The 20,052-nt window shown below is 39.0% G+C and carries 16 protein-coding genes; 8 read left to right on the forward strand and 8 right to left on the reverse strand.

All coding sequences use genetic code 11. The features are described from left to right. The first annotated feature begins 14 nt into the window (after positions 1-14). Both AC2INI_RS19340 and AC2INI_RS19345 read left to right on the forward strand, forming a co-directional pair. A complete protein-coding gene (locus AC2INI_RS19340; RefSeq protein ID WP_486306076.1) occupies positions 15-824 on the forward strand; it encodes a transporter substrate-binding domain-containing protein in 810 nt (269 codons plus the stop codon). 5 nt (positions 825-829) lie between these two features. Beyond that, entirely contained in the window at positions 830-1,705 is an 876-nt protein-coding gene (locus AC2INI_RS19345; RefSeq protein ID WP_122032804.1) for an amino acid ABC transporter permease, read from the forward strand. Positions 1,706-1,814: 109 nt separating this feature from the next. On the opposite strand, the gene AC2INI_RS19350 is transcribed toward AC2INI_RS19345, so the two are convergent. The 3 genes from AC2INI_RS19350 to AC2INI_RS19360 all read right to left on the reverse strand — a co-directional run bounded on the left by AC2INI_RS19350 (position 1,815) and on the right by AC2INI_RS19360 (position 5,565). After that, on the reverse strand, positions 1,815-3,680 hold the full coding sequence (locus AC2INI_RS19350; RefSeq protein ID WP_486306077.1) for a methyl-accepting chemotaxis protein: 1,866 nt from the start codon (positions 3,678-3,680) through the stop codon (positions 1,815-1,817). Positions 3,681-3,884: 204 nt separating this feature from the next. After that, on the reverse strand, positions 3,885-4,565 hold the full coding sequence (locus AC2INI_RS19355; RefSeq protein WP_122031966.1) for a hypothetical protein: 681 nt from the start codon (positions 4,563-4,565) through the stop codon (positions 3,885-3,887). Positions 4,566-4,659: 94 nt separating this feature from the next. Then, the gene (locus tag AC2INI_RS19360) at positions 4,660-5,565 is read right to left on the reverse strand and encodes a LysR substrate-binding domain-containing protein (protein WP_122031967.1); all 906 of its coding nucleotides are present in this window, start codon (positions 5,563-5,565) and stop codon (positions 4,660-4,662) included. 355 nt (positions 5,566-5,920) lie between these two features. Between AC2INI_RS19360 and focA the strand changes: the two genes are divergently transcribed. Next, a complete protein-coding gene (focA, locus tag AC2INI_RS19365; protein ID WP_122031968.1) occupies positions 5,921-7,384 on the forward strand; it encodes a formate transporter FocA in 1,464 nt (487 codons plus the stop codon). 89 nt (positions 7,385-7,473) lie between these two features. On the opposite strand, the gene speG is transcribed toward focA, so the two are convergent. Continuing rightward, positions 7,474-7,995: a spermidine N1-acetyltransferase gene (gene speG / locus AC2INI_RS19370; protein ID WP_162922404.1), complete on the reverse strand. Its 522-nt coding sequence runs from the start codon at positions 7,993-7,995 to the stop codon at positions 7,474-7,476. Positions 7,996-8,226: 231 nt separating this feature from the next. Continuing rightward, positions 8,227-10,161, reverse strand: coding sequence for a DEAD/DEAH box helicase (locus AC2INI_RS19375; RefSeq protein ID WP_486306078.1), 1,935 nt, complete (start codon positions 10,159-10,161; stop codon positions 8,227-8,229). Positions 10,162-10,488: 327 nt separating this feature from the next. On the opposite strand from AC2INI_RS19375, the gene AC2INI_RS19380 reads away from it, so the two are divergent. Then, positions 10,489-12,516, forward strand: a complete 2,028-nt coding sequence (locus AC2INI_RS19380; RefSeq protein WP_486306079.1) for an exoribonuclease II — start codon at positions 10,489-10,491, stop codon at positions 12,514-12,516. Positions 12,517-12,566: 50 nt separating this feature from the next. Here AC2INI_RS19380 and AC2INI_RS19385 read toward each other — a convergent pair whose 3' ends face one another. Next, positions 12,567-12,926, reverse strand: coding sequence for a late competence development ComFB family protein (locus AC2INI_RS19385; RefSeq protein ID WP_486306080.1), 360 nt, complete (start codon positions 12,924-12,926; stop codon positions 12,567-12,569). A 149-nt stretch (positions 12,927-13,075) separates the two neighbouring features. On the opposite strand from AC2INI_RS19385, the gene AC2INI_RS19390 reads away from it, so the two are divergent. From AC2INI_RS19390 to AC2INI_RS19405, 4 genes are all read left to right on the forward strand, one after another. Then, entirely contained in the window at positions 13,076-14,308 is a 1,233-nt protein-coding gene (locus AC2INI_RS19390) for a GGDEF domain-containing protein (protein ID WP_486306081.1), read from the forward strand. Positions 14,309-14,459: 151 nt separating this feature from the next. Then, positions 14,460-14,840, forward strand: a complete 381-nt coding sequence (locus AC2INI_RS19395) for a DUF3302 domain-containing protein (protein ID WP_122031973.1) — start codon at positions 14,460-14,462, stop codon at positions 14,838-14,840. Continuing rightward, positions 14,840-15,970, forward strand: coding sequence for an HlyD family secretion protein (locus tag AC2INI_RS19400; RefSeq protein WP_122031974.1), 1,131 nt, complete (start codon positions 14,840-14,842; stop codon positions 15,968-15,970). Before AC2INI_RS19395 ends, AC2INI_RS19400 begins: the two co-directional genes overlap by 1 nt. A 190-nt stretch (positions 15,971-16,160) precedes the next feature. Continuing rightward, on the forward strand, positions 16,161-17,762 hold the full coding sequence (locus AC2INI_RS19405) for a BCCT family transporter (RefSeq protein ID WP_486306082.1): 1,602 nt from the start codon (positions 16,161-16,163) through the stop codon (positions 17,760-17,762). A 99-nt stretch (positions 17,763-17,861) separates the two neighbouring features. Here AC2INI_RS19405 and AC2INI_RS19410 read toward each other — a convergent pair whose 3' ends face one another. Then, the gene (locus AC2INI_RS19410; protein ID WP_486306083.1) at positions 17,862-18,914 is read right to left on the reverse strand and encodes a DUF4056 domain-containing protein; all 1,053 of its coding nucleotides are present in this window, start codon (positions 18,912-18,914) and stop codon (positions 17,862-17,864) included. A gap of 11 nt (positions 18,915-18,925) precedes the next feature. Then, positions 18,926-20,050, reverse strand: a complete 1,125-nt coding sequence (locus AC2INI_RS19415) for a BamA/TamA family outer membrane protein (RefSeq protein WP_486306084.1) — start codon at positions 20,048-20,050, stop codon at positions 18,926-18,928. Positions 20,051-20,052: the final 2 nt, after the last annotated feature.

The raw sequence follows: 20,052 nt of genomic DNA on the forward strand, positions 1-20,052 counted from the left end.
GGAGAACCCCTCGCATGAAGCAACTACTCGCATCATTACTCAGCTTGAGTTTACTTTTTAGTGGCTCAGTATTTTCTGCTACCTCATCAGACAGCACACCTAATCTCGATAAAATAAAAGAGAGAGGAACACTAAAAGTAGGTTTAAGTACTTTTGTTCCTTGGGCTATGCGAGATAAACAAGGTGAGCTAATTGGCTTTGAAGTTGATGTAGCAAAACGTTTAGCGAAAGATTCAGGATTAAAAATTGAATTCATTCCTACCGCTTGGGATGGCATTATCCCTTCACTTATCTCTGGTAAGTTTGATGTCATCATTGGTGGCTTAACGGTGACTGACGATCGCTCAAAAAGCGTATTATTTACCGTTCCTTATTCGCATTCTGGCGTTCAAGTTGCAGCCAACAAACAGCTAACAGAAGGCTTTACTCGAGAGCAGTTTAATTCTCGTCGTGTAAAATTTGCCGCTCGTCGTGGTTCAATCACGGTTGCGGCGGTTAAAGAACATTTCCCTAAAGCCAAAGTGCTTCAGTTTGATGATGATGCTCAAGCGTTCCAAGAAGTATTAAATGGCAATGCTCATGCAGTAGCCGCATCAACACCAAAGCCTGAATTTGATAGTATTAAGCATGCTGATGTCTTATATTTGCCTTTTAAAGAGCGGTTATCACAAGGTAATGAAGCCTTTGCGGTTCGCCTTGGTGAAGAAGATAAAAAAGCTTACTTTGATGCCTGGATCCAAGCTCGAACAGCTGATGGTTGGCTAAAAGAGCGTTACGATTACTGGTTTACTAGCCTAGATTGGCAAACACAAACAGCGAACTAATTACCATGCAGCAAAGAGTTTCTTTAAAACTTAATCGATTAGATTGGATATTACTGACCATTGTCGCAAGCCTTATATTTTGGTTATACACGAAGGAAAGTGGCAGCCTTGTGTATCACTGGCAATGGTCTCGTGCGTTAGAGCTGCTATTTACCTCTAAAGCAGACGGTTCACTGCCCTATTTCTTTGATGGGGTATTTTCAACATTACGATTAACGTTTTGGGGAATGCTCTTTGCAGTTTTGTTCGGAATTCTTCTTGGCTTAGGTCGTCGTTCAAGTATTGCTATTTTTCGAGCATTGTCTAATAGCTATATTCAGCTTATTCGCAACATTCCACCGTTAGTATTTATTTTCATTTTCTATTTCTTTATTGCAAACCAATTAGTGCCACTATTTGGCTTGGAGTCTCTACTTAGAGAACACAATGGCAGTATTAATGCGCTTCAATCATTCTTATTTGGCTCTGCCAATTTATGGGAAAACTTAGTTGCGGGTGTCCTTTGTATCGGTATGATCTCTGCTGCCTATATTGGAGAAGTCGTTCGTTCTGGCTTGGATGCGATACCTAAAGGTCAACATGAGGCGGCAAAAAGTTTAGGCTTATCCACTTGGCATCGTTATCGTTATATTATTGCTCCGCAAGTATTTAAAGTGATTATTCCTTCTCTTGCTGGTCAATGTATCTCTTTAGTTAAAGATTCATCCATTATTTCATTGATTTCTATTCAAGAGTTAACGTTTGTTGGAACTGAAATCGCTAATTCAAGCGGTATGATTTTTGAGGTATGGATAGTGGTCGCGTTTTGCTACTTTATCCTTTGCTTTGCTTTATCTCGTCTTTTTTCTTATTGGGAAAGAGACAAAGCTATTGGTCATTAAAGCCGTTATCGTATTAAAAATAGTAAAGATAAATAGAAAGCTCAGAGTTACCCCTGAGCTTCATTATCAATTTAATTGATACTTATACTAAGTTAGATAAGCATTTCTTTTACACTGTAAATCTATTCATGATTTTTTCTTGGCTTTCAACTAATGACACTTGCTCTCTTATCGCTACACCCGCACCTTGCGCAGCTTCATGAACTTGTATCGACAAATCTTTAATATTCACTGTTTTACCATTAATCTCTTCAGCTACATGACTTTGCTCTTCTGCTGCTGAGGCAATATGAATATTCATATCATTAATTTGTTGAATTGTTTCCCTGATTTGAGCTAATGCATCCGCTGTTTGTTGGGCTTTATCTACGGTTAATTCTGCTCGTTGTTGACTACACGACATTGAGGCCGATACTTTCGATGCCCCAGACTGAAGTTGGTCAATCATGGTCGCAATTTCTGTTGTGGATTGCTGAGTGCGCTGCGCTAACGTTCTTACTTCATCTGCAACAACTGCAAAACCACGCCCCGCTTCACCTGCACGCGCTGACTCAATTGCCGCGTTCAAGGCTAATAAGTTGGTTTGTTCTGCGATATCATTGATAACACGTAAAATAGTTCCAATTCCATCTGTTGCTTTTTCTAATGACTCAACTTCTGCTACTGCTTGATTTATATTATTAGACAATTCAGTCACTTCATTTGTTGATTGAATTACGACTGTCATACCGTTCTCTGTTGCATTATCCGCTTGTTTCGCAAATTCAGCCGCTTGTTGAACATTATTTGCTACATCTACTGATGTTGCAGCCATTTCATTCATTGCGGTAGCTAGTTGCTCCAACTCCATCATTTGCGTATTCATTGCATTAACTGAGCCCTGTGCACCTGATGAAATCTGCTGTGTACCACTTAGTAATTGGTTGCTTAATTCTTTTGTTTCAGTGACTTGATTCTGTAAGTTTTCAATAAATTGATTAAAACCACGAGCTAACGGCGCAAACTCTGGATCAATTTTAGTATCTAAACGTTGTGTTAAATCGGCTTCGCCTGAAGCGACATTGTTAATCGCTTCATTTAACACTTGAACAGGTCGGATCAAACGTGAAATAAACATGAGCATAATAGTAATGGCAATAATAACGGCAATCAGAGAATAGATAATAGAAGTTGTCCGCAATTGATTTATGTTATTAAAAATTTTCTCTTGATCAATAACCACACCAACAGACCACGCTTGCCCTTCAATGGCAGTAAAGTCGATATTATAAGGCTTACCTTCTAATTCTATCGATTGTACGCCAGCGCTTAGTTGAACATTAGGTAAAAATTCACTGAATGATTTACCGTTAAATTGGCTGTTAGGGTGTGCGATTACCGTTCCATCTTGATCAACAATAAACAAGTAGCCTGCATCAAATAAATCAACTTGATTAACTAAAGTCGCCAAGCTGTCTAAACTTAAATCAAAGAAAATCGCACCATTAAAACGGCCATTTTCTTTTACTTCAGTACCAATAGAAACTAGGATTTGTCCTGTTGCCGCATCTTCATAAGGGGCTGTGATAATCGTTTGTCGCTGTTGTTTAGCGGCTTTATACCAGCTACGAGTTCTAGGATCATAGTTCGCAGGGTTCCAAGAAGGATCGTTACTAATAAAATCGCGCCCATCTTCAAAGCCAATACCTGCTAAAATAAACGCTTCTTTAATTTGTGGTTGCTTTAATATTTCCTTGATAGAAGCAGTCGTTGGATTCGCTTCGATCATAGCTGTCGCATACTCAGCTAAATTAGTTTTCCCTGCTAATTCTGCGCTCACGGTATTACGAACACCATCAACAACTTCAGTAATACTTGATTCAACCTGATGTTCTACTTCTTGCTTCATTTTTAAATATTGAACAAGACTTAAAATTGATAACGTACACACCATAATAAGTGAAAACGCCGCAATTATTTTATGTCGAAACTTCATAGATACTTCCCTATACACAGCAATAAAGCATTACAATAAAGAGATAATCTAATACTTTCTATCTACTAATAAAATAAACAATAACAATTCTGCAACAGGCGTCTCATTTGTAAAAATATCAAAAAAAGCAGCCTCATTATAAATAAGACTGCTTAGTATTTAAATTCAACTGGTTAGGTTGATATTTAGTATTAAATCAATACGCTAGTTAATTTTTTGAATCTCTTCTAATTTCTTAGTATTTACCGTAAAAACTCTAAAGATAAAAATAGTATTCATCATAGAGAGCACAACTTCAGTAATCGAGAAAACGAATGACAACACTGGGGATTGTAGGCCTAACAAACCTAAACCGTACTCTAACGCCCACATTAAACCTGTCGTAAAGCCAAAGATGATCACAAGGCCTTTAAACAGGATCCAATAATTATCTTTCGTATCATTCCAACCTAACTTTATGGCATCCATTGTATTCTCTCTATAAAGAACACAATAAATTTCAGTGAATGAAAAACGAGCCATCAAATATAAACCAGGCAAAATTAAAGCAATAAAACCAGTTAATACGGCGAGGCCTAAAATGATATTCATTAATACAAACGAAAACCACGTTTTGGCCGGGATCTGATACAACTGACTGAATGGAACACGACGGCCATCAAAAGAATAAGCGATATAGTAAAGAATCGCCCCTTTATAGAAAGGATAGATAGTCAGAATAAACAGCATATAAAGTAAGAATTTACCTGAACCGTCTTCTTCATTAAAACTCAGTGCTATCCCATTCGTAATCAGTGCAAACGGTAAAACCAGAATACAGAAAGCAACTAAATGCTTCTTGAAGTAATTGAAGCTGTCCATCAATAAAACTGATAAGGCTGGCATCTCTTTTTCCCTAAATATATGTATAAATTATAGTTATCTATATATGAGAATAGCAAATAACAAACAAAGTAAGAAGCCGATTTTATCAGAGACCCTAACGAATTATATGATGGTCTTTAATCATTCGGATCCCTTCACGACGTATACAACTACTAATTGGGTTTTGATCCATACTAGAACGCCAGATAAACGAGAGTGTACGTTCCATATTTAGCTCTGGTACATTCAAGGCAACTAACTCACCTCGTTCAATATATTTCACGACATCTAAATACGGTAAACAGCTTAAATATTGCCCATTCGCGACTAATGTTCGCAGTACAGGCACGTATTCATACTCCCGCCACACATCTAAATCGGGGATTTTGTCATGAATAGCACTATCAAAAATGGTTCTCGTACCCGCCCCATGCTCACGTAATACCCATTTAGCTTGCTCTAATTGAGCCAAACTGACCTTTTCATGCTTAGCAAAAGGATGGTGAGCTGCGGCAACGATAATTAAATGATCGGTACAAAAAACCTCTTGATGAATTCGACTGTCATCACAGCGACCTTCAATAATACCCAATTCATATTTGTAATCTAACACGCCATTGATGATCCCTGAGGTATTTTTTACCCCTAAAGAGATTCGAATTTCTGGAAAATCATTATCAATATTACTGATAAGGTTTGGAACCAAATGTTCCGCTGCCGTTTGGCTCGCCCCCAGAGACAGTTCACCACTGATTAGGTGCTGATCATAAAAGCCTAACTCTATCTGTTGTGCATCATGGATAAGCTTTTTAGCTTTAGGTCGAAGCCATACTCCCCAGTGGGTTAGCGCCATTCGCTTACCATTTCGTTCAAACAGAGAACGCCCTAGCATTTTTTCTAATTGAGACAAGGACATACTGGTTGCTGATTGAGTTAATGACAACATTTCAGCAGCTTGGCTAACACTCCCTGTTGTTGCTACTGCATCAAAAACGGCCAACTGCTTTAATGAATAACGCATAACTATCTCTTTTATAAGAATTTATTTTAAAGTAATCATACCATCTCAACGCCATCAAGAAAACTGATATAGAACTTAAAAATAATCAATTTTACCTACCTTTAATTTCAACATAATCTAAATGGGTTCAAGCAGAACAGGAATGAACACACAGCTTGAGCTTATACCAATCAAAGTAAGTAAGTGTTCAGAAATAGCGCAGGAAAAATGCTTGAGAACAAGACGAAATGTTTCGATAAGTAGTTATTCTACAATCAAAAATTTCAACGCAGTTATCAAACATTTTAACCAGCTAGGATGAGCAGTTATTTACTACGATTGGTATTACCACTAACCAATAACTTAAGGAGGACAAATGAGCGCTAACCTCAGTCCAAATACTTCTGGACAATTTAATCCCAGTGAAATGATGGACCAAGCGGCTTATTACGCCCTTGCTAAATCAAAGAAGCCAACAAGCATGGTAATTGGCTTGGCTATTATGGCTGGTGTTTTCATCGGTATTGCTTTCATTTTCTATATCACTGTAACAACAGGTAATACACAAACAGGCTGGGGAATTAGCCGTTTTGCTGGCGGTTTAGCGTTTAGTTTAGGTCTAATTCTGGTAGTCATTGGAGGTGGTGAGTTATTTACAAGCTCTGTACTTTCAGCTATTGCCGTTGCAAATAAGCAAATCAGTTTTGGAAAAATGCTTGGTATATGGGGAAAGGTTTATATCGGTAACTTTATCGGTGCCACTCTATTACTTGCACTGGTTGTTTCTGCGGGAATGTACCAAAACGATGGCGGTCAATGGGGATTAAATGCCCTAAATATTGCCCAACATAAACTGCATCACCAACCATTAGAAGCCTTTGCTTTAGGTATTTTATGTAACTTGTTGGTCTGTTTAGCTGTTTGGCTAACCTTCTGCTCTACCAACATGCTAACCAAAGCAATTATGGTAATTCTTCCTGTTGCTATGTTTGTTAGCAGTGGCTTTGAGCACTGTGTTGCCAATATGTTTATGGTTCCACTAGGTATTGCTATTCAACAACTAGCCCCACCTGAGTTTTGGCTGTCTGTTGGTGCATCACCTGAACAATACGCTGATTTAAATATTATGAACTTTATTACTGCCAACCTTATTCCTGTGACATTAGGGAACATTGTCGGCGGAGCAGGACTGGTTGGTCTAGGTTACTGGGCAATCTTCAGTCGTCCACAACTTAACGCTGTACCTGATTCACAAATTACACCTCTTTTTACCGATTCAGACATTAAGGAAATCACTGATATGAACGCAAACAAAACAGTAAATCAATTCATGGATATTAACACTTACGTACTTCGCCCTGAAATGCCTGTTGAAATTGCATTAGACAACCTATTAGATCGCCATCTTTCTGGTGCCATTGTTATCAATAGTCATAATGAAGTGGTTGGTTTCTTCTCTGAGCATGACGTTTTAGTTGAATTATGGTGTGAAGATTACCTACCAGAGAAAGAGCGTACCGTAGCTGATTTAATGAAAACTGACATTACGAGTATTTCACCTAAAGATACCCTACTTCAATTAGCTGAGTTCTACGCTATTGATAAGCCAACACTATACCCAACAACCGATATGGGCTATGCAACTAGCTACAGTACATTATCTGTCAATGATCGTGCTCGTGATATGCGAATTGCTAAACCACGTATCTTACCAGTTATCGAAGACAATAAATTTGTTGGTATAGTTACTCGTGGAGATGTTGTTAGCCAATTACGTTCAATCTACGGTGAGCGTATGGAAGTGGTAAAAACTGAAGAAACAGATGCTATTGTTGCGTAACTTTAAAATATAAATATAACAACACAGTTGGTAAAAAAGGGGCTTCTAAAATAGAAGCCCCTTTATGTATCTAAAATTTAAAATCGTTATTATTTTCTGCTTTCTAAATAATGATCTTGCAGAATATACATACGCTTAACATCACAATACTGACCATTTACAAAAATTTCTTTAACTAAATGCCCCTCTTCTACAAAACCACAAGTTTCATACAAGTGAATTGCTTTATCATTATTAACCGCCACATGAAGATACACTTTATGAAGGTTTAAAATAGTAAATGCATAGTTTAGTGCTTTATTAATTAAACTTCTTGCATAACCACAGCCCTGAAAGTCTGGCGCTATGATGATCTGAAATTCAGCATTACGGTGAATTGAGTTGATCTCTACTAGTTCAACTAATCCTATAGATTGCTGCTCTTCGTTTTCAGCAATAAAACGGCGCTCATTACTGTCATGTATATGCTTGCGAAACAAATCTTCCAGCTCATAGTACGACTCATACGGCTCTTCAAACCAGTAAGACATAATAGAGCGGTTATTGTTTAATTGATGAATGAAGCGAAGATCAGTTTGCTCAAGAGCACGTAATCGAATTTGATTATCCATTTTGTTTTCCATTAACAAAAATAAGTACTTTTTCAGCAGCTCTGCTGATTTCGAGAAAATACCATTGTTTTAGAAAAACGAGAACAACTATTTTGTATTTTTAAATACCAGACCAATGTAACTAATAGGATAACCTATGTATTACTGGGATTGATATTACTTACACTTAATTTACAGGCATAAAAAAACCGAGCTACTTGAGCTCGGTTTTTATTATCAATAATCTATTGATTAGTCTTCGTTACGAGGTGTGCGTGGAGCACGGCTTGCGCCTGGAGCACGCTCGCCACGGTGACTGCCACGGTGATCGCCACCTTTGTTGCGGTCAAAACGACGTTCGCCACCACGGTTACCTTCACGGTTTCCGCCTTCACGATTACCACGGTAACCACCACGGCCGTTACCATTACCGTTACCACCACGATTTTCATCACGGCCAGCACCACCGCCAGTACGAGGACGACGTTCAATTGTTAGGTCTACACCTTCAACAACAACTGCCTTCACTTCGTTTTGACGAATACGTAGTTGCTTAAGCTTACTTGCAACGTCTGGAGACATTTTCTTAGGTAACTGTACGTATGTGTGACCTGGAGCAAGTTTGATTGCACCGATAGCACCTTTAGTGAAACCAAGTTCGTTAGCTAGAGCACCTACGATGTCTTTAACTTGAACGCCTTGCTCACGACCTACTTCTAGTTGGTACGTATCGAAATCAGCGTTGTTGTATTGACGACGCTCACCACGTTCTGGACGGTCACGACGGTCACCACGCTCTGGGCGGTCACCACGATCACTACGCTCTGGACGACGTTTAGCACGTTCCATCGCTGCGATCATTGGGTCTGGACCTTTATAGAATAAAGGACGCTTACCTTGTTGACGCTTAAGAAGCATTGCTGCAATTGTTGCTGCATCAACTTCTAGAGTCTCTTGAAGCTTAGTGATTAAGTCAGCAAATGCTTCTAGTGCAACGAATTCTTTGTCTGCTGCTAATTCAGCACCAAGAACCGCTAGACGAGCTTCTGCAACTTGATCGCGATGTGGAAGTTCAATCTCTTCCATTGTAGATTTAGTTACACGCTCAATCGTACGTAGCATACGGATTTGGTTTGTGCGAACTAATAGAATCGCTTTACCTTTACGTCCAGCACGACCAGTACGGCCGATACGGTGGATGTAAGACTCAACATCAAATGGGATGTCGTAGTTGAATACGTGAGTAATACGTGGAACATCAAGACCACGTGCTACAACGTCAGTTGCAACTAGGATATCGATAACACCTGTTTTGATGTGATCAACAGTACGTTCACGTAGAGACTGAGGAATATCACCGTGAAGAGCAGCAGCTTTAAAGCCACGTGCGCTTAACCAATCAGCTAGACGCTCTGTATCTTGACGAGTACGAACGAATACGATAGATGCATCAGTTTCTTCAGTTTCAAGAAGACGAGACATTGCTTCGTCTTTTTCTACGCCTTTAACGATCCAGAAGTTTTGAGCAACTTTGTCAACAGTGTGGTTAGTACCAGCAACATCAACACGAGCAGGATTACGTAGGTAACGGTCAACAATTGTTTTAACCATTGGAGGCATAGTTGCTGAGAATAGGATACGTTGAGCTGTATCTGGTGCTTTTTCAAGAATCCAAGTTACATCATCAACAAAACCCATTTTTAGCATTTCATCAGCTTCATCAAGGATGAACGTATGAACTTCGCTTAGGTTTAAACGGTCACGGTTAAGTAAATCTTTAACACGGCCAGGAGTACCAACGATGATATGAGCACCGCGGCTTAGAGCACGCATTTGATCAACGATAGAAGCACCACCGTAGATCTCTAAAACTTTAAGACCCTTGATGTTACGACCAAGGTTCTTAACTTCAGCAGCAACCTGAATAGCAAGTTCACGCGTTGGAGCCATGATGATTGCTTGTGGGTTATGTTGCTTAAGGTTAATTTTGTTTAAAAGAGGCAAAGAGAAAGCAGCTGTTTTACCAGTACCTGTTTGAGCTTTACCAAGTGCATCACGACCAGCTAACAAAAGAGGAATAGACTCAGCTTGAATTGGCGTAGGTGCGATAAAGCCCATTTCGTCAAGTGCAGATAAGATAGTTTCGTCTAAAGCCAGTTGGCGGAATTCAGTAATAGTTTCTGACATTGGGATCCCAATAATTAACATATAAAAACGGTCCCATTTGCTCAGCAAGTTCCATACACACACACAAGCACTCGGGACAGGACGGTTTATCAACTTCATTTAAAATATAGAAGATGATTAACTCAGGGCGCGGATAATGCCTTAATACGTCAAGAATTACCAGAAAAAATTGAGCAACTTCACAAATTTAACTCAATTTTCTTTGTTTAGGCAGTTTTTTGTACGTTAAACATCCTTTTTTTAAAATTTAATCCGTCTTTTCTAGTAATCAATTAAGGGCAATAGTAAAGTTAGCGCGTTATTTCTCTATTATATGTATGAAGGCTTATGTTTCAAGATAACCCACTACTCGCTCAACTAAAGCAGCAGATACAAGAAAAACTCCCTAAAAAAGAAGGGACAGTAAAAGCAACCGATCGCGGTTTTGGCTTTTTAGAGTCCGATGATAAAAAGAAAAGTATCTTTATTCCACCAGCACAAATGAAGAAAGTAATGCATGGTGACAAAGTAGTGGCATTGATCCGCACTGAAAACGATAAAGAGCAAGCCGAACCAGATCAACTAGTTGAGCAATCAATTACACGATTTATCGGCCGCATTCAAATGTTCAAAAAACGTCTTCAAGTCATGCCCGATCACCCTAGCCTAAAAAATGCTATCAAAGCGAAAGCTCGTAAAGGCGTCAATCCAGAAACTTTACAAGAAGGTGACTGGGTTGTAGCAGAGCTTACGCAACACCCTTTAAAAGGCGATCAAAGCTTCTTATGCGAAGTCACTCATAAAATCACCGACAGCGACGACAAAATCGCACCATGGTGGGTAACGCTTGCGCAAAACGATTTACCAAACTCAGAGCCTGAAGGCATCGACAACTGGGAAATCAAAGATGATGCTGATCTAGTACGTATCGACATGACAGAAACACCATTTGTAACTATTGATGGTGAATCGACTAAAGATATGGATGATGCGTTATACATTAAAAAGCAAGCTGACGGTTCTTTTGAGCTAACGATTGCAATTGCAGATCCTACGGCCTACATCACTCCAGATGACAGCATGGATCAAGTCGCGCGTAAACGTGGCTATACTATCTATTTACCAGGTCGCAATATTCCAATGCTACCTCGTGATTTAAGTGACCAATTATGCTCACTTATCGAAAACGAAGAACGTCCTGCAATTTGTTGTACAGTAAAAGTAGCTGCGAATGGCACGATTGATGAAGAATCTATCAATTTCTTTGCAGCAACGATGAAATCTCACGCACGTTTAGCTTACGACAATGTGTCTGATTTCTTAGAAACTGGTTCGTGTGATAAGTGGCAGCCAACAGAAACAATCGCTCAAGTGGTTACGGAGCTGCACGAATTTGCACAAGCACGTACCTTATGGCGTCAAACTCATGCCGTGATCTTCCCAGATCGCCCTGATTATCGTTTTGAACTAGATGAAGACAATGACGTTGTAGCCATTCATGCTGATATGCGCCGCTGTGCAAACAAGCTGGTTGAAGAAGCAATGGTAACGGCAAATATCTGTGCTGGTAAAACGCTGCGTAATACCTTTGATATGGGTGTGTTTAACTCTCATGCCGGTATTAAGTCAGATAAATTAAAAGACGTGGCTGAAATTGTAAATCAATTAGATGGCGCTGCATTCACAGAAGAGCATATAGCAACGCTAGAAGGCTTTAGCGAACTGCGTCGTCTTCTTGGAACTCAACCTACGTCATACCTTGATGCTCGTATCCGTAAATTCCAAACGTACAGTGAAACAGGCAACGTACCATTACCGCACTACGCAATGGGTTTAGATATTTACGCAACATGGACATCTCCTATCCGTAAATACAGCGATATGATTAACCATCGTATGCTCAAAGCGCACATCTTAGGTAAAGAACCAGTACAACGCCCTGATGATATCGTTGGTGAAGAGCTTGCACTAAGTCGTCGCTACCACCGTATGGCAGAAAGAAATGTAAGTGATTGGCTATATTGCCGTACTCTTGCTTCAAATGTTGAGCAAGGTACCGAGTTTACCGCAGAGATCTTTGATATTAACCGTGCAGGTATGCGTGTACGCTTAATTGAAAATGGGGCTGCAGCCTTCATTCCGGGTTCACTCATTGTCGATAACAAAGAGCGTATTGAATGCAGTGCCGAGCAAGGTTCAATCTCTATTGATAAGCATGAAACCTTCAAGCTTGGTGACCGCCTGACTGTTGTTCTTGCTGAAGTGAAAGAAGATACTCGTAATATGGTTGCGAAACCAGTACAAGCCTTCCCTGCTCCAGAAGCGCCTCTTGCTGAACAAGTAGAGCCTGAACACACAGAAAAAACGGATGCATAAGTAAGTATCCCACTAAAAAGCCTGTACCGTATTAGCGGCACAGGCTTATTTTATTCTAAATTAATCTTCCCTGAAAAAGGGATCTCTTCATCCTCTAATTCAAATCGATCTTTTGGTGCATATACGACAATATCTTCAAAATCATCATTACGTACTCTTCGATCATTCGCGACCATTTTTTCCGCATTTTCTACCGCAGCAGCAACCATTTCATTATATTGCATTAATTTTTTTTGAGATGTTGCCGCTAACATATCTAAGCTATAGCGAATGTACAATGTAGGAAGCTGATTTAAACTAATACACGTCATATCAGTAATTTGGTCTTGGCTGTATACCTGGTGAAAATCTAACTCAAAAAAACGTTTTTCTACCAGAACTTCCATGTAATTGTGAATGTTTGATTCCATATAGATAGGTGCCTTATTGTTATTTAATGCATTAAGTCACAGTGCAAGCATATGAATAGAGTTATGTTATTGATAGAATAACGTCTTGTCCTATCAATTCAGTGACAAACTCTTTCTTTTTTAGATTAATTAGGGTTAGCTATAAACCAATGTCATTTAACCTTTTGAGTCATCCATTATTTAAACTGCTATTGCCTATTATCATCGTTGTTTCCGTGATAACAGGTATGGATGGAATTATCCAATTATCCTCTGAAAATCAAGGATTCTCATACATATTACCCTACATCGTACTGTCGATTGTATTGCTTTTAAGCCAACCTTTCAACCAAGGTCGTGTTGGCATGATCGCAATTACCATGGCGATTGCTTATTGGATTATCCAAGAACGTCTTCAAGTTCCCTTATCTTCAGGTACTACACGTATTGAATTTACCTTAACCGCCTTTTTATTACCTATCTCAATGATGGCGACATTTATCTTTCCTGAGCGTCGTATATTTTCTAAATATGGTGCAGGTTATCTAGGTATTCTTCTTTTTATGTTTTTTTGGTGTTGGATCATCGTCTCACATTTTGCCGATAACGACATGACTGAAATTTGGGAAACCTACCTACTTAATATTCCAGAAGTATCACCATTACCGATTGTCATTGTTCTTTACAGTTTAGTCATGTGTGGGCTTTCTGCCATTTTTGTTCTTACACGTAATAACAATACCGATTTAGCATCTTATACCTGCTTACTGTACTCATCATTAACGTTTGCTTTGTTTAGCATTGATTTTATATCAAGTACTATGTTTTCAATCGCCGGTTTGCTTCTTTTGCTGTACATCATTTCAGCCAGCCACGAACTCGCATTTATCGATCAATTAACGGGGATTCCTGGGCGCCGAGCACTAGAATCTGAAATGAAGCATCTTGGTCGCCGTTACACAATTGCAATGCTTGATGTCGACCATTTCAAAAAGTTTAACGATACTTACGGTCATGATACGGGTGATGATGTGCTTAAATTGGTCGCAAGTATCATGGCACAAACCGGCGGTAACGCGAAAGTGTACCGTTATGGTGGTGAGGAATTTACCGTCTTATTCAAAGGTAAAACGGCTGAGCAGAGTCTTGAATATCTAGAAGAATTACGTGAAGACATTGCGGATTATGATTTAATTATCAGAGATAACACAACACGACCTAAAGACGCAAAAGAAGGACAAGCAAAACGCGGTAAGGTAAACAAAACAAAAGTCGTTAATGTTACCATCAGTATCGGGGTTGCAGATAATTCTGAATTCAATAAGCCTCAAGAAGTCATTAAGGCTTCAGATGTTGCCTTATATCGAGCTAAAGATGGTGGTCGTAACTGCGTCAGCCTCTAAGTTTATAAGATTTAAAAAACCGACATCTCATTTATGTCGGTTTTTTTATATCAAAATAACAACTCTCTTGCATATCAACGACAGCAATGCGACACTCAAGTTACTAATAGATATATATTTTGTTAAATTTCCAATAAACAAGGATACGTTTATGTTTTTAGATTATTTTGCTCTTGGATTACTAGTTTTTGTTGCTCTCGTTATTTTTTACGGAATTATTGTTATTCATGACATTCCTTATGAGATAGCACATAAACGAGACCATCCTCATTCAGATGCAATACACATTGCTGGCTGGGTCAGTTTATTTACGCTTCATGTGCTATGGCCATTCTTATGGATTTGGGCAACGTTATGGCGTGAAGATCGTGGTTGGGGCTTCCATAAAATTGAAAATAACCAATTAGAACTTCAAACTCGCGTTAACCATCTTAACGATCAAGTTGAGCTTTTAACTGAAAAACTGTCACAACTAGAAGTGAATCAAGCTAAAGCATCACCTAGTCAAACATCTCAAGAGGAGCAAATATAATGGATTTATTGCTTATTCTTACTTACACCGCATTGTGTATTGCTATCTTCAAAATATTTAAGATCCCATTAAACAAATGGACAGTACCTACCGCAGGCTTAGGTGGCGTTGTACTTGTTGGTACACTCGTTTTATTAATGAACTACAACCACCCTTTCACTCAATTTGGTGGTCAGTTTTATGTAACCACACCTATTGTTCCAAGTGTTAAAGGTAAGGTAATTGAAGTTAATGTTGTACCTAACCAGCCTGTTGCTGCAGGTGATGTATTATTTAAGATTGATGACATCCCATTTCAAGCAGAAGTTATTCGTAAACAAGCCGCACTAAGTGAAGCAGAACAAGCCGCTTTACAATTAGAGTCTATCTATAAATCAGCGCAAGCTAATACTATTAAAGCTATCGCAGAAAAAGATAAAGCGTATCGTGAATTTAAACGTTACGAAAAAGGCTATAAAAAAGGTGCCTTTACCGCCCAACAATTGGATACAAGAAAGCAGACTTATAAAGCGACTGAAGCAACAGTGGAATCCGTTCAAGCTCAAGAGCAACAAGCGAAATTGGCTTTAGAATCTGAGATAAATGGAGAGAATACAACCGTTGCTCGTATGCGTGCAGAGTTAGAACAGGCACAGTTTAATCTAGATGAAACCATTGTTAGAGCACCTACAGATGGCTATGTAACACAAATGGCACTTCGACCAGGTATGATGGCAGTTCCTCTTCCTTTACGTCCTGTAATGACTTTTGTTCATACAGAAGATCAATACTTTGTCGGTGCATTTCGTCAAAACTCTTTGCAACGTTTACAAAAAGGCTTTAAAGCTGAATTTTTATTCCGAGCAATCCCAGGTCGAGTATTTGAAGGTGAAGTGGTCGAAGTTATTCCTGCTATTGGTGAAGGTCAAATTCAAGCTTCTGGCGCTTTATTAGGGACCAATGCTATCCGAACTAACGGTAGAGCTTTAGTTAAATTAAAGTTGACTGATGATGTTTCTGAATTTCATTTACCAGCAGGTTCTAATGCAGAAATATCTGTTTACTCTGATAGCTTTGAACATGTTTCCATCATGAGAAAAGTACTAATCCGTATGAAATCTTGGCAAAACTATCTATACCTTGACCATTAATTAATCGTATAGAACAAAAGTGCCTTAAGCTTATGTTTTAAGGCACTTTTATTTATATCAACCTCGATACAAATATATTTTATTAAAATCTTAAGTCTGATACTATTCGTTACGAAAAAGCTGTTACAAGAATGTTGCAGCCGTTTGACGGACTCCAATGGGAGCTGTTACGAATATTATGTGAGGACACATGAATACTACCGATAAGTACAGTATTGACAGTACTGATTATGAAGTTGGACAAGACAATATTCAAAAATGGGGTTTTGATATACATAACCAAGTTTTTGGTATTAGTGCTGGTGCTATAATTTTATTTCTTACTGTGCTTCTAATTATGGATCCAGCAGAAGCCAAATCCCTTCTTGACGGCATAAAGTTACAAATCATCGATAATTTTGATGGTTTATTTATGTGGTCTAGCAACATTTTCCTTGTTTTCTGCTTAGGGTTAATCGTATCGCCTTTCGGTAAAATTCGAATTGGTGGCGATAATGCAAAACCTGAACACTCTACAATCTCATGGATGGCAATGCTGTTTGCTGCTGGTATGGGTATTGGTTTAATGTTCTATGGTGTCGCTGAGCCTCTTGCTTACTTCACTGACTGGTATGGTACACCTCTAGATGTTGAACCATTTACCGAAGAAGCTAAAAAGCTGGCTCTGGGCGGAACCATGTATCACTGGGGTATTCACCCTTGGGCAATATACGGTTTAGTGGCTTTATCATTAGCTTTCTTTACCTATAACAAGGGCTTACCGCTATCTATGCGTTCTGTTTTCTATCCTATTTTAGGTGATAGAACATGGGGTTGGTTTGGTCATATTATTGATATCATGACGGTACTTGCTACGCTATTTGGTCTTGCTACCTCTCTTGGTCTTGGTGCTCAACAAGCAGCAGGCGGCATCAATCATGTATTTGGTACCGATGGTGGCGTTAATATGCAAATAGGCGTGATCATTTTCGTTACTATGCTTGCAATGATCTCTGTTATTCGCGGTATCGATGGTGGTGTAAAACTACTAAGTAACGTAAACATGCTAGTTGCTGTTGCTTTATTGTTCTTCATTATTTTCATTGGTTTCTCTGATGTAATGAGCACATTACCATTAACGGTAACGGGATATATTGAGAATATTATTCCTCTAAGTAACCCACACGACCGTGAAGATGAAACTTGGATGCACGGTTGGACAGTATTCTACTGGGCTTGGTGGATTTCCTGGTCACCATTCGTAGGTATGTTCATTGCTCGTGTTTCTAAAGGTCGTACTGTTCGTCAGTTCTTAATCTCTGTAATGATTATTCCAACATTAGCAACTGCATTATGGATGTCTGCGTTTGGTGGTATTGCGATTGAACAAGTGAAGAACAAAGTTGGTGAGCTTGGTGCTAATGGCTTAGAAGACATTACGATGGCACTGTTTAACATGTATGATGCACTGCCAATGAGTACAGCACTGTCTGTTATTTCTATCGTACTTATCATGGTGTTCTTTGTAACGTCATCAGATTCAGGATCATTGGTTATCGACAGTATCACTGCTGGTGGTAAAGTCGACGCTCCTGTTCCTCAGCGTATATTCTGGGCAACCGTTCAAGGTTCTATTGCTGCAGTATTACTATGGGTTGGTGGTACAGAAGCAATGCAAGCACTACAAGCTGGTACGGTTTCTACCGCTCTACCGTTTACGTTTATTCTACTAATGATGTGCGTTAGTTTAATTAAAGGCTTCAGTACTGAAAAGTTTGGTTCTGTGCCAAAAACAGGTAAAGCAAAAGTGTAATTCGTAATTCGTAATTCGTAAAACATTAAAAAAGCCTCGAATAATACTTTATTTATAAAGTTCCTATTCGAGGCTTTTTATTGTCTGAAAATTAGTTACTTATTTTTTATATGCTAACTCTTTATCATCATGATCTTTCGCAAAATCTGCAATTTGTTGGAAATCATTTGGAGTCCAAAAAGGCTTACTTTTTAATGATTCAGGCAATGCCGAAAAAGCGATGTCATTTTTGTTTGGCATTAACTTAAAAGTCACTAAGGCTTCATGCTTCGTTGATACACTTTCTTCTACACCATTCTCAATTCCATTAGGCTTAAGCTCTGTTCCTAAATGGTACTCTCTATGAATCACGACCCACTTATTTGGTAAGCGTTTAGAGCTATCCCACCACACGCCATCCATTTTCTTGATCTGTGCTTTTGACTCTTCTTTCGTTCCAACACCTAACTCAATAAACTTAGCTTCTATTGCTTTAGTCATCGCCTTAGAAAAGTCTTTCTTATTTAGTTGTGGGTTAGCAGCAATAACATCACTCGCAAGTAATGCTCCTAACATGTTTGAATACAGATCTTCTGGTGAAAAAGCAGAAGCATACTCTTTAAAGCCGCCAACTGATTCCATTCCAAACCATTGTGCAATCTCATGCCACTGAGCAAATCGATAAGCAGTTAAGGCTGCCAATTCAATACTGATTTTCTGACGCTCAACTTCTGAGTAAACTTCAGAGCTAACATGTAATTGAACAACACGCTCTTTAAGCTCAGGTGACAGCGTAACTTGGTATTCAGTCCCTAGGTGAGCATAAAACTCTCCGTAGAGATAATAAGTAAAGTCGGCAGTATCTCGAATATGGGCAGAATCTAAAAAACCGCCATTCTCTGAATAGAAAATACCGTTACTTTCATCGCCAAATCCCATCAAGCTACTGGCAACACTTTGACTGCCATCATTATATATATGGTCACCAAGATCATCGATATTCAAGACATTTTCAACGGAAACAAAAGGAACAGGGATCCCCCCTACTTCTGTTTGTAGATTCGTACCAAAAGCACAACATGGTCTTACACCTACCGGAGCATCAGCAAGGGTAGAAAAAGATATACCACATAAAATACCACTCAATACGATGGAAGCTATTTTACTCTTCATATAAATATCCTCTAAAACGCTTCATTAATTTGAAAATAAACGGCTTGGCTGTCTTTACCAAACCCATAATCTAGCCTCACATTTACTCTAGGTTTGAAAGCAAAACGGTATCCAATCCCATAAGTTGGCAGCCATTGACTATCAAGTAACTCTTGGTAACTGTCAGCAACATTGCCACCACCGACCCATGCAACCATTCCATGCCGTTGATTAAATTGGTGGCGAAGCTCTACTTGAGAAGACAATTGGCTATTATCTCGATACTGCCCTGAGTAATAGCCTCTCATTCTTTTGTCACTGCCTAACGCTGACAGCGCAAACCAAGGAATATCACCTTGCACGTCTTGTGCATAGACTTCCCAAGCAAGAACCGTATCAGACGTCATTTTGTAGTATTGACGATAGTTAACCGTCACTTCATCAAAATCAAAATCTGAGCCAAATTCAGTGCGATAGGCATTCCAGTTAACACTGAATAACATTCCTTTATGTGCATTTAATTCAAAATCACGGCTGTCATATTCAACACTAACCGTCGCAGCACTTAAAAAGGTATCTTCTAGGTCACTTTGTTTAAATGTATCGGTATCTGACGAAAGTTTACGATAACTCTCCATATCAGCACCAAAAAGAAAATAGGTATTCGACAAAAATTGATACGCTACTTTTGGTGCAAAGCCTAAGATTTGTGCTTCAACAAGAGTCTTATTACTGTCAATTTCCGCAGCGTATTTACCTATGCCCCAATAGTATTCAGGCGTATGGCTTGCTTTTGCTTGAACCAATAAACGCAAATCATCATTTTCAAAATAAGTTCGGTTATTAACACCAATCCCATAAGATCCAGACGTTGATCCATAACCCGTAATACTAATAGTAGATAAGGGTGCGCTATCTGGAGTCTCCAATGGGGAATAAAGGCCAACAGCAGCAACACCAATACCAAAGCCTTGTTCAGGATTAGCAAAAGGGCCTGGAAGTACAGCCCAATCCACCCCTTTACTGACATCAATATCTTCTGAAGAGCCAAGCTCCTCTAAAAAAATATCAACCCAGCTTTGCGACTCCTCTTTAGCAGAAATCGAAAATGTGCAGCAGCTTAATAACACTGCCGTCGATACGGTTAATAACTTCATGA

This window comes from Aliivibrio friggae (genome assembly GCF_057368515.1).

Coding starts and splice junctions, on each gene's coding strand:
- AC2INI_RS19385 (WP_486306080.1), bottom strand. CDS start 12,926: ATGGAATCAAACATTCACAATTACATGGAAGTTCTGGTAGAAAAACGT.
- speG (WP_162922404.1), bottom strand. CDS start 7,995: ATGGATAATCAAATTCGATTACGTGCTCTTGAGCAAACTGATCTTCGC.
- AC2INI_RS19345 (WP_122032804.1), top strand. CDS start 830: ATGCAGCAAAGAGTTTCTTTAAAACTTAATCGATTAGATTGGATATTA.
- AC2INI_RS19350 (WP_486306077.1), bottom strand. CDS start 3,680: ATGAAGTTTCGACATAAAATAATTGCGGCGTTTTCACTTATTATGGTG.
- AC2INI_RS19410 (WP_486306083.1), bottom strand. CDS start 18,914: ATGAAGAGTAAAATAGCTTCCATCGTATTGAGTGGTATTTTATGTGGT.
- AC2INI_RS19390 (WP_486306081.1), top strand. CDS start 13,076: ATGTCATTTAACCTTTTGAGTCATCCATTATTTAAACTGCTATTGCCT.
- AC2INI_RS19405 (WP_486306082.1), top strand. CDS start 16,161: ATGAATACTACCGATAAGTACAGTATTGACAGTACTGATTATGAAGTT.
- AC2INI_RS19400 (WP_122031974.1), top strand. CDS start 14,840: ATGGATTTATTGCTTATTCTTACTTACACCGCATTGTGTATTGCTATC.
- AC2INI_RS19395 (WP_122031973.1), top strand. CDS start 14,460: ATGTTTTTAGATTATTTTGCTCTTGGATTACTAGTTTTTGTTGCTCTC.
- AC2INI_RS19375 (WP_486306078.1), bottom strand. CDS start 10,161: ATGTCAGAAACTATTACTGAATTCCGCCAACTGGCTTTAGACGAAACT.
- AC2INI_RS19380 (WP_486306079.1), top strand. CDS start 10,489: ATGTTTCAAGATAACCCACTACTCGCTCAACTAAAGCAGCAGATACAA.
- focA (WP_122031968.1), top strand. CDS start 5,921: ATGAGCGCTAACCTCAGTCCAAATACTTCTGGACAATTTAATCCCAGT.
- AC2INI_RS19340 (WP_486306076.1), top strand. CDS start 15: ATGAAGCAACTACTCGCATCATTACTCAGCTTGAGTTTACTTTTTAGT.
- AC2INI_RS19360 (WP_122031967.1), bottom strand. CDS start 5,565: ATGCGTTATTCATTAAAGCAGTTGGCCGTTTTTGATGCAGTAGCAACA.
- AC2INI_RS19355 (WP_122031966.1), bottom strand. CDS start 4,565: ATGCCAGCCTTATCAGTTTTATTGATGGACAGCTTCAATTACTTCAAG.
- AC2INI_RS19415 (WP_486306084.1), bottom strand. CDS start 20,050: ATGAAGTTATTAACCGTATCGACGGCAGTGTTATTAAGCTGCTGCACA.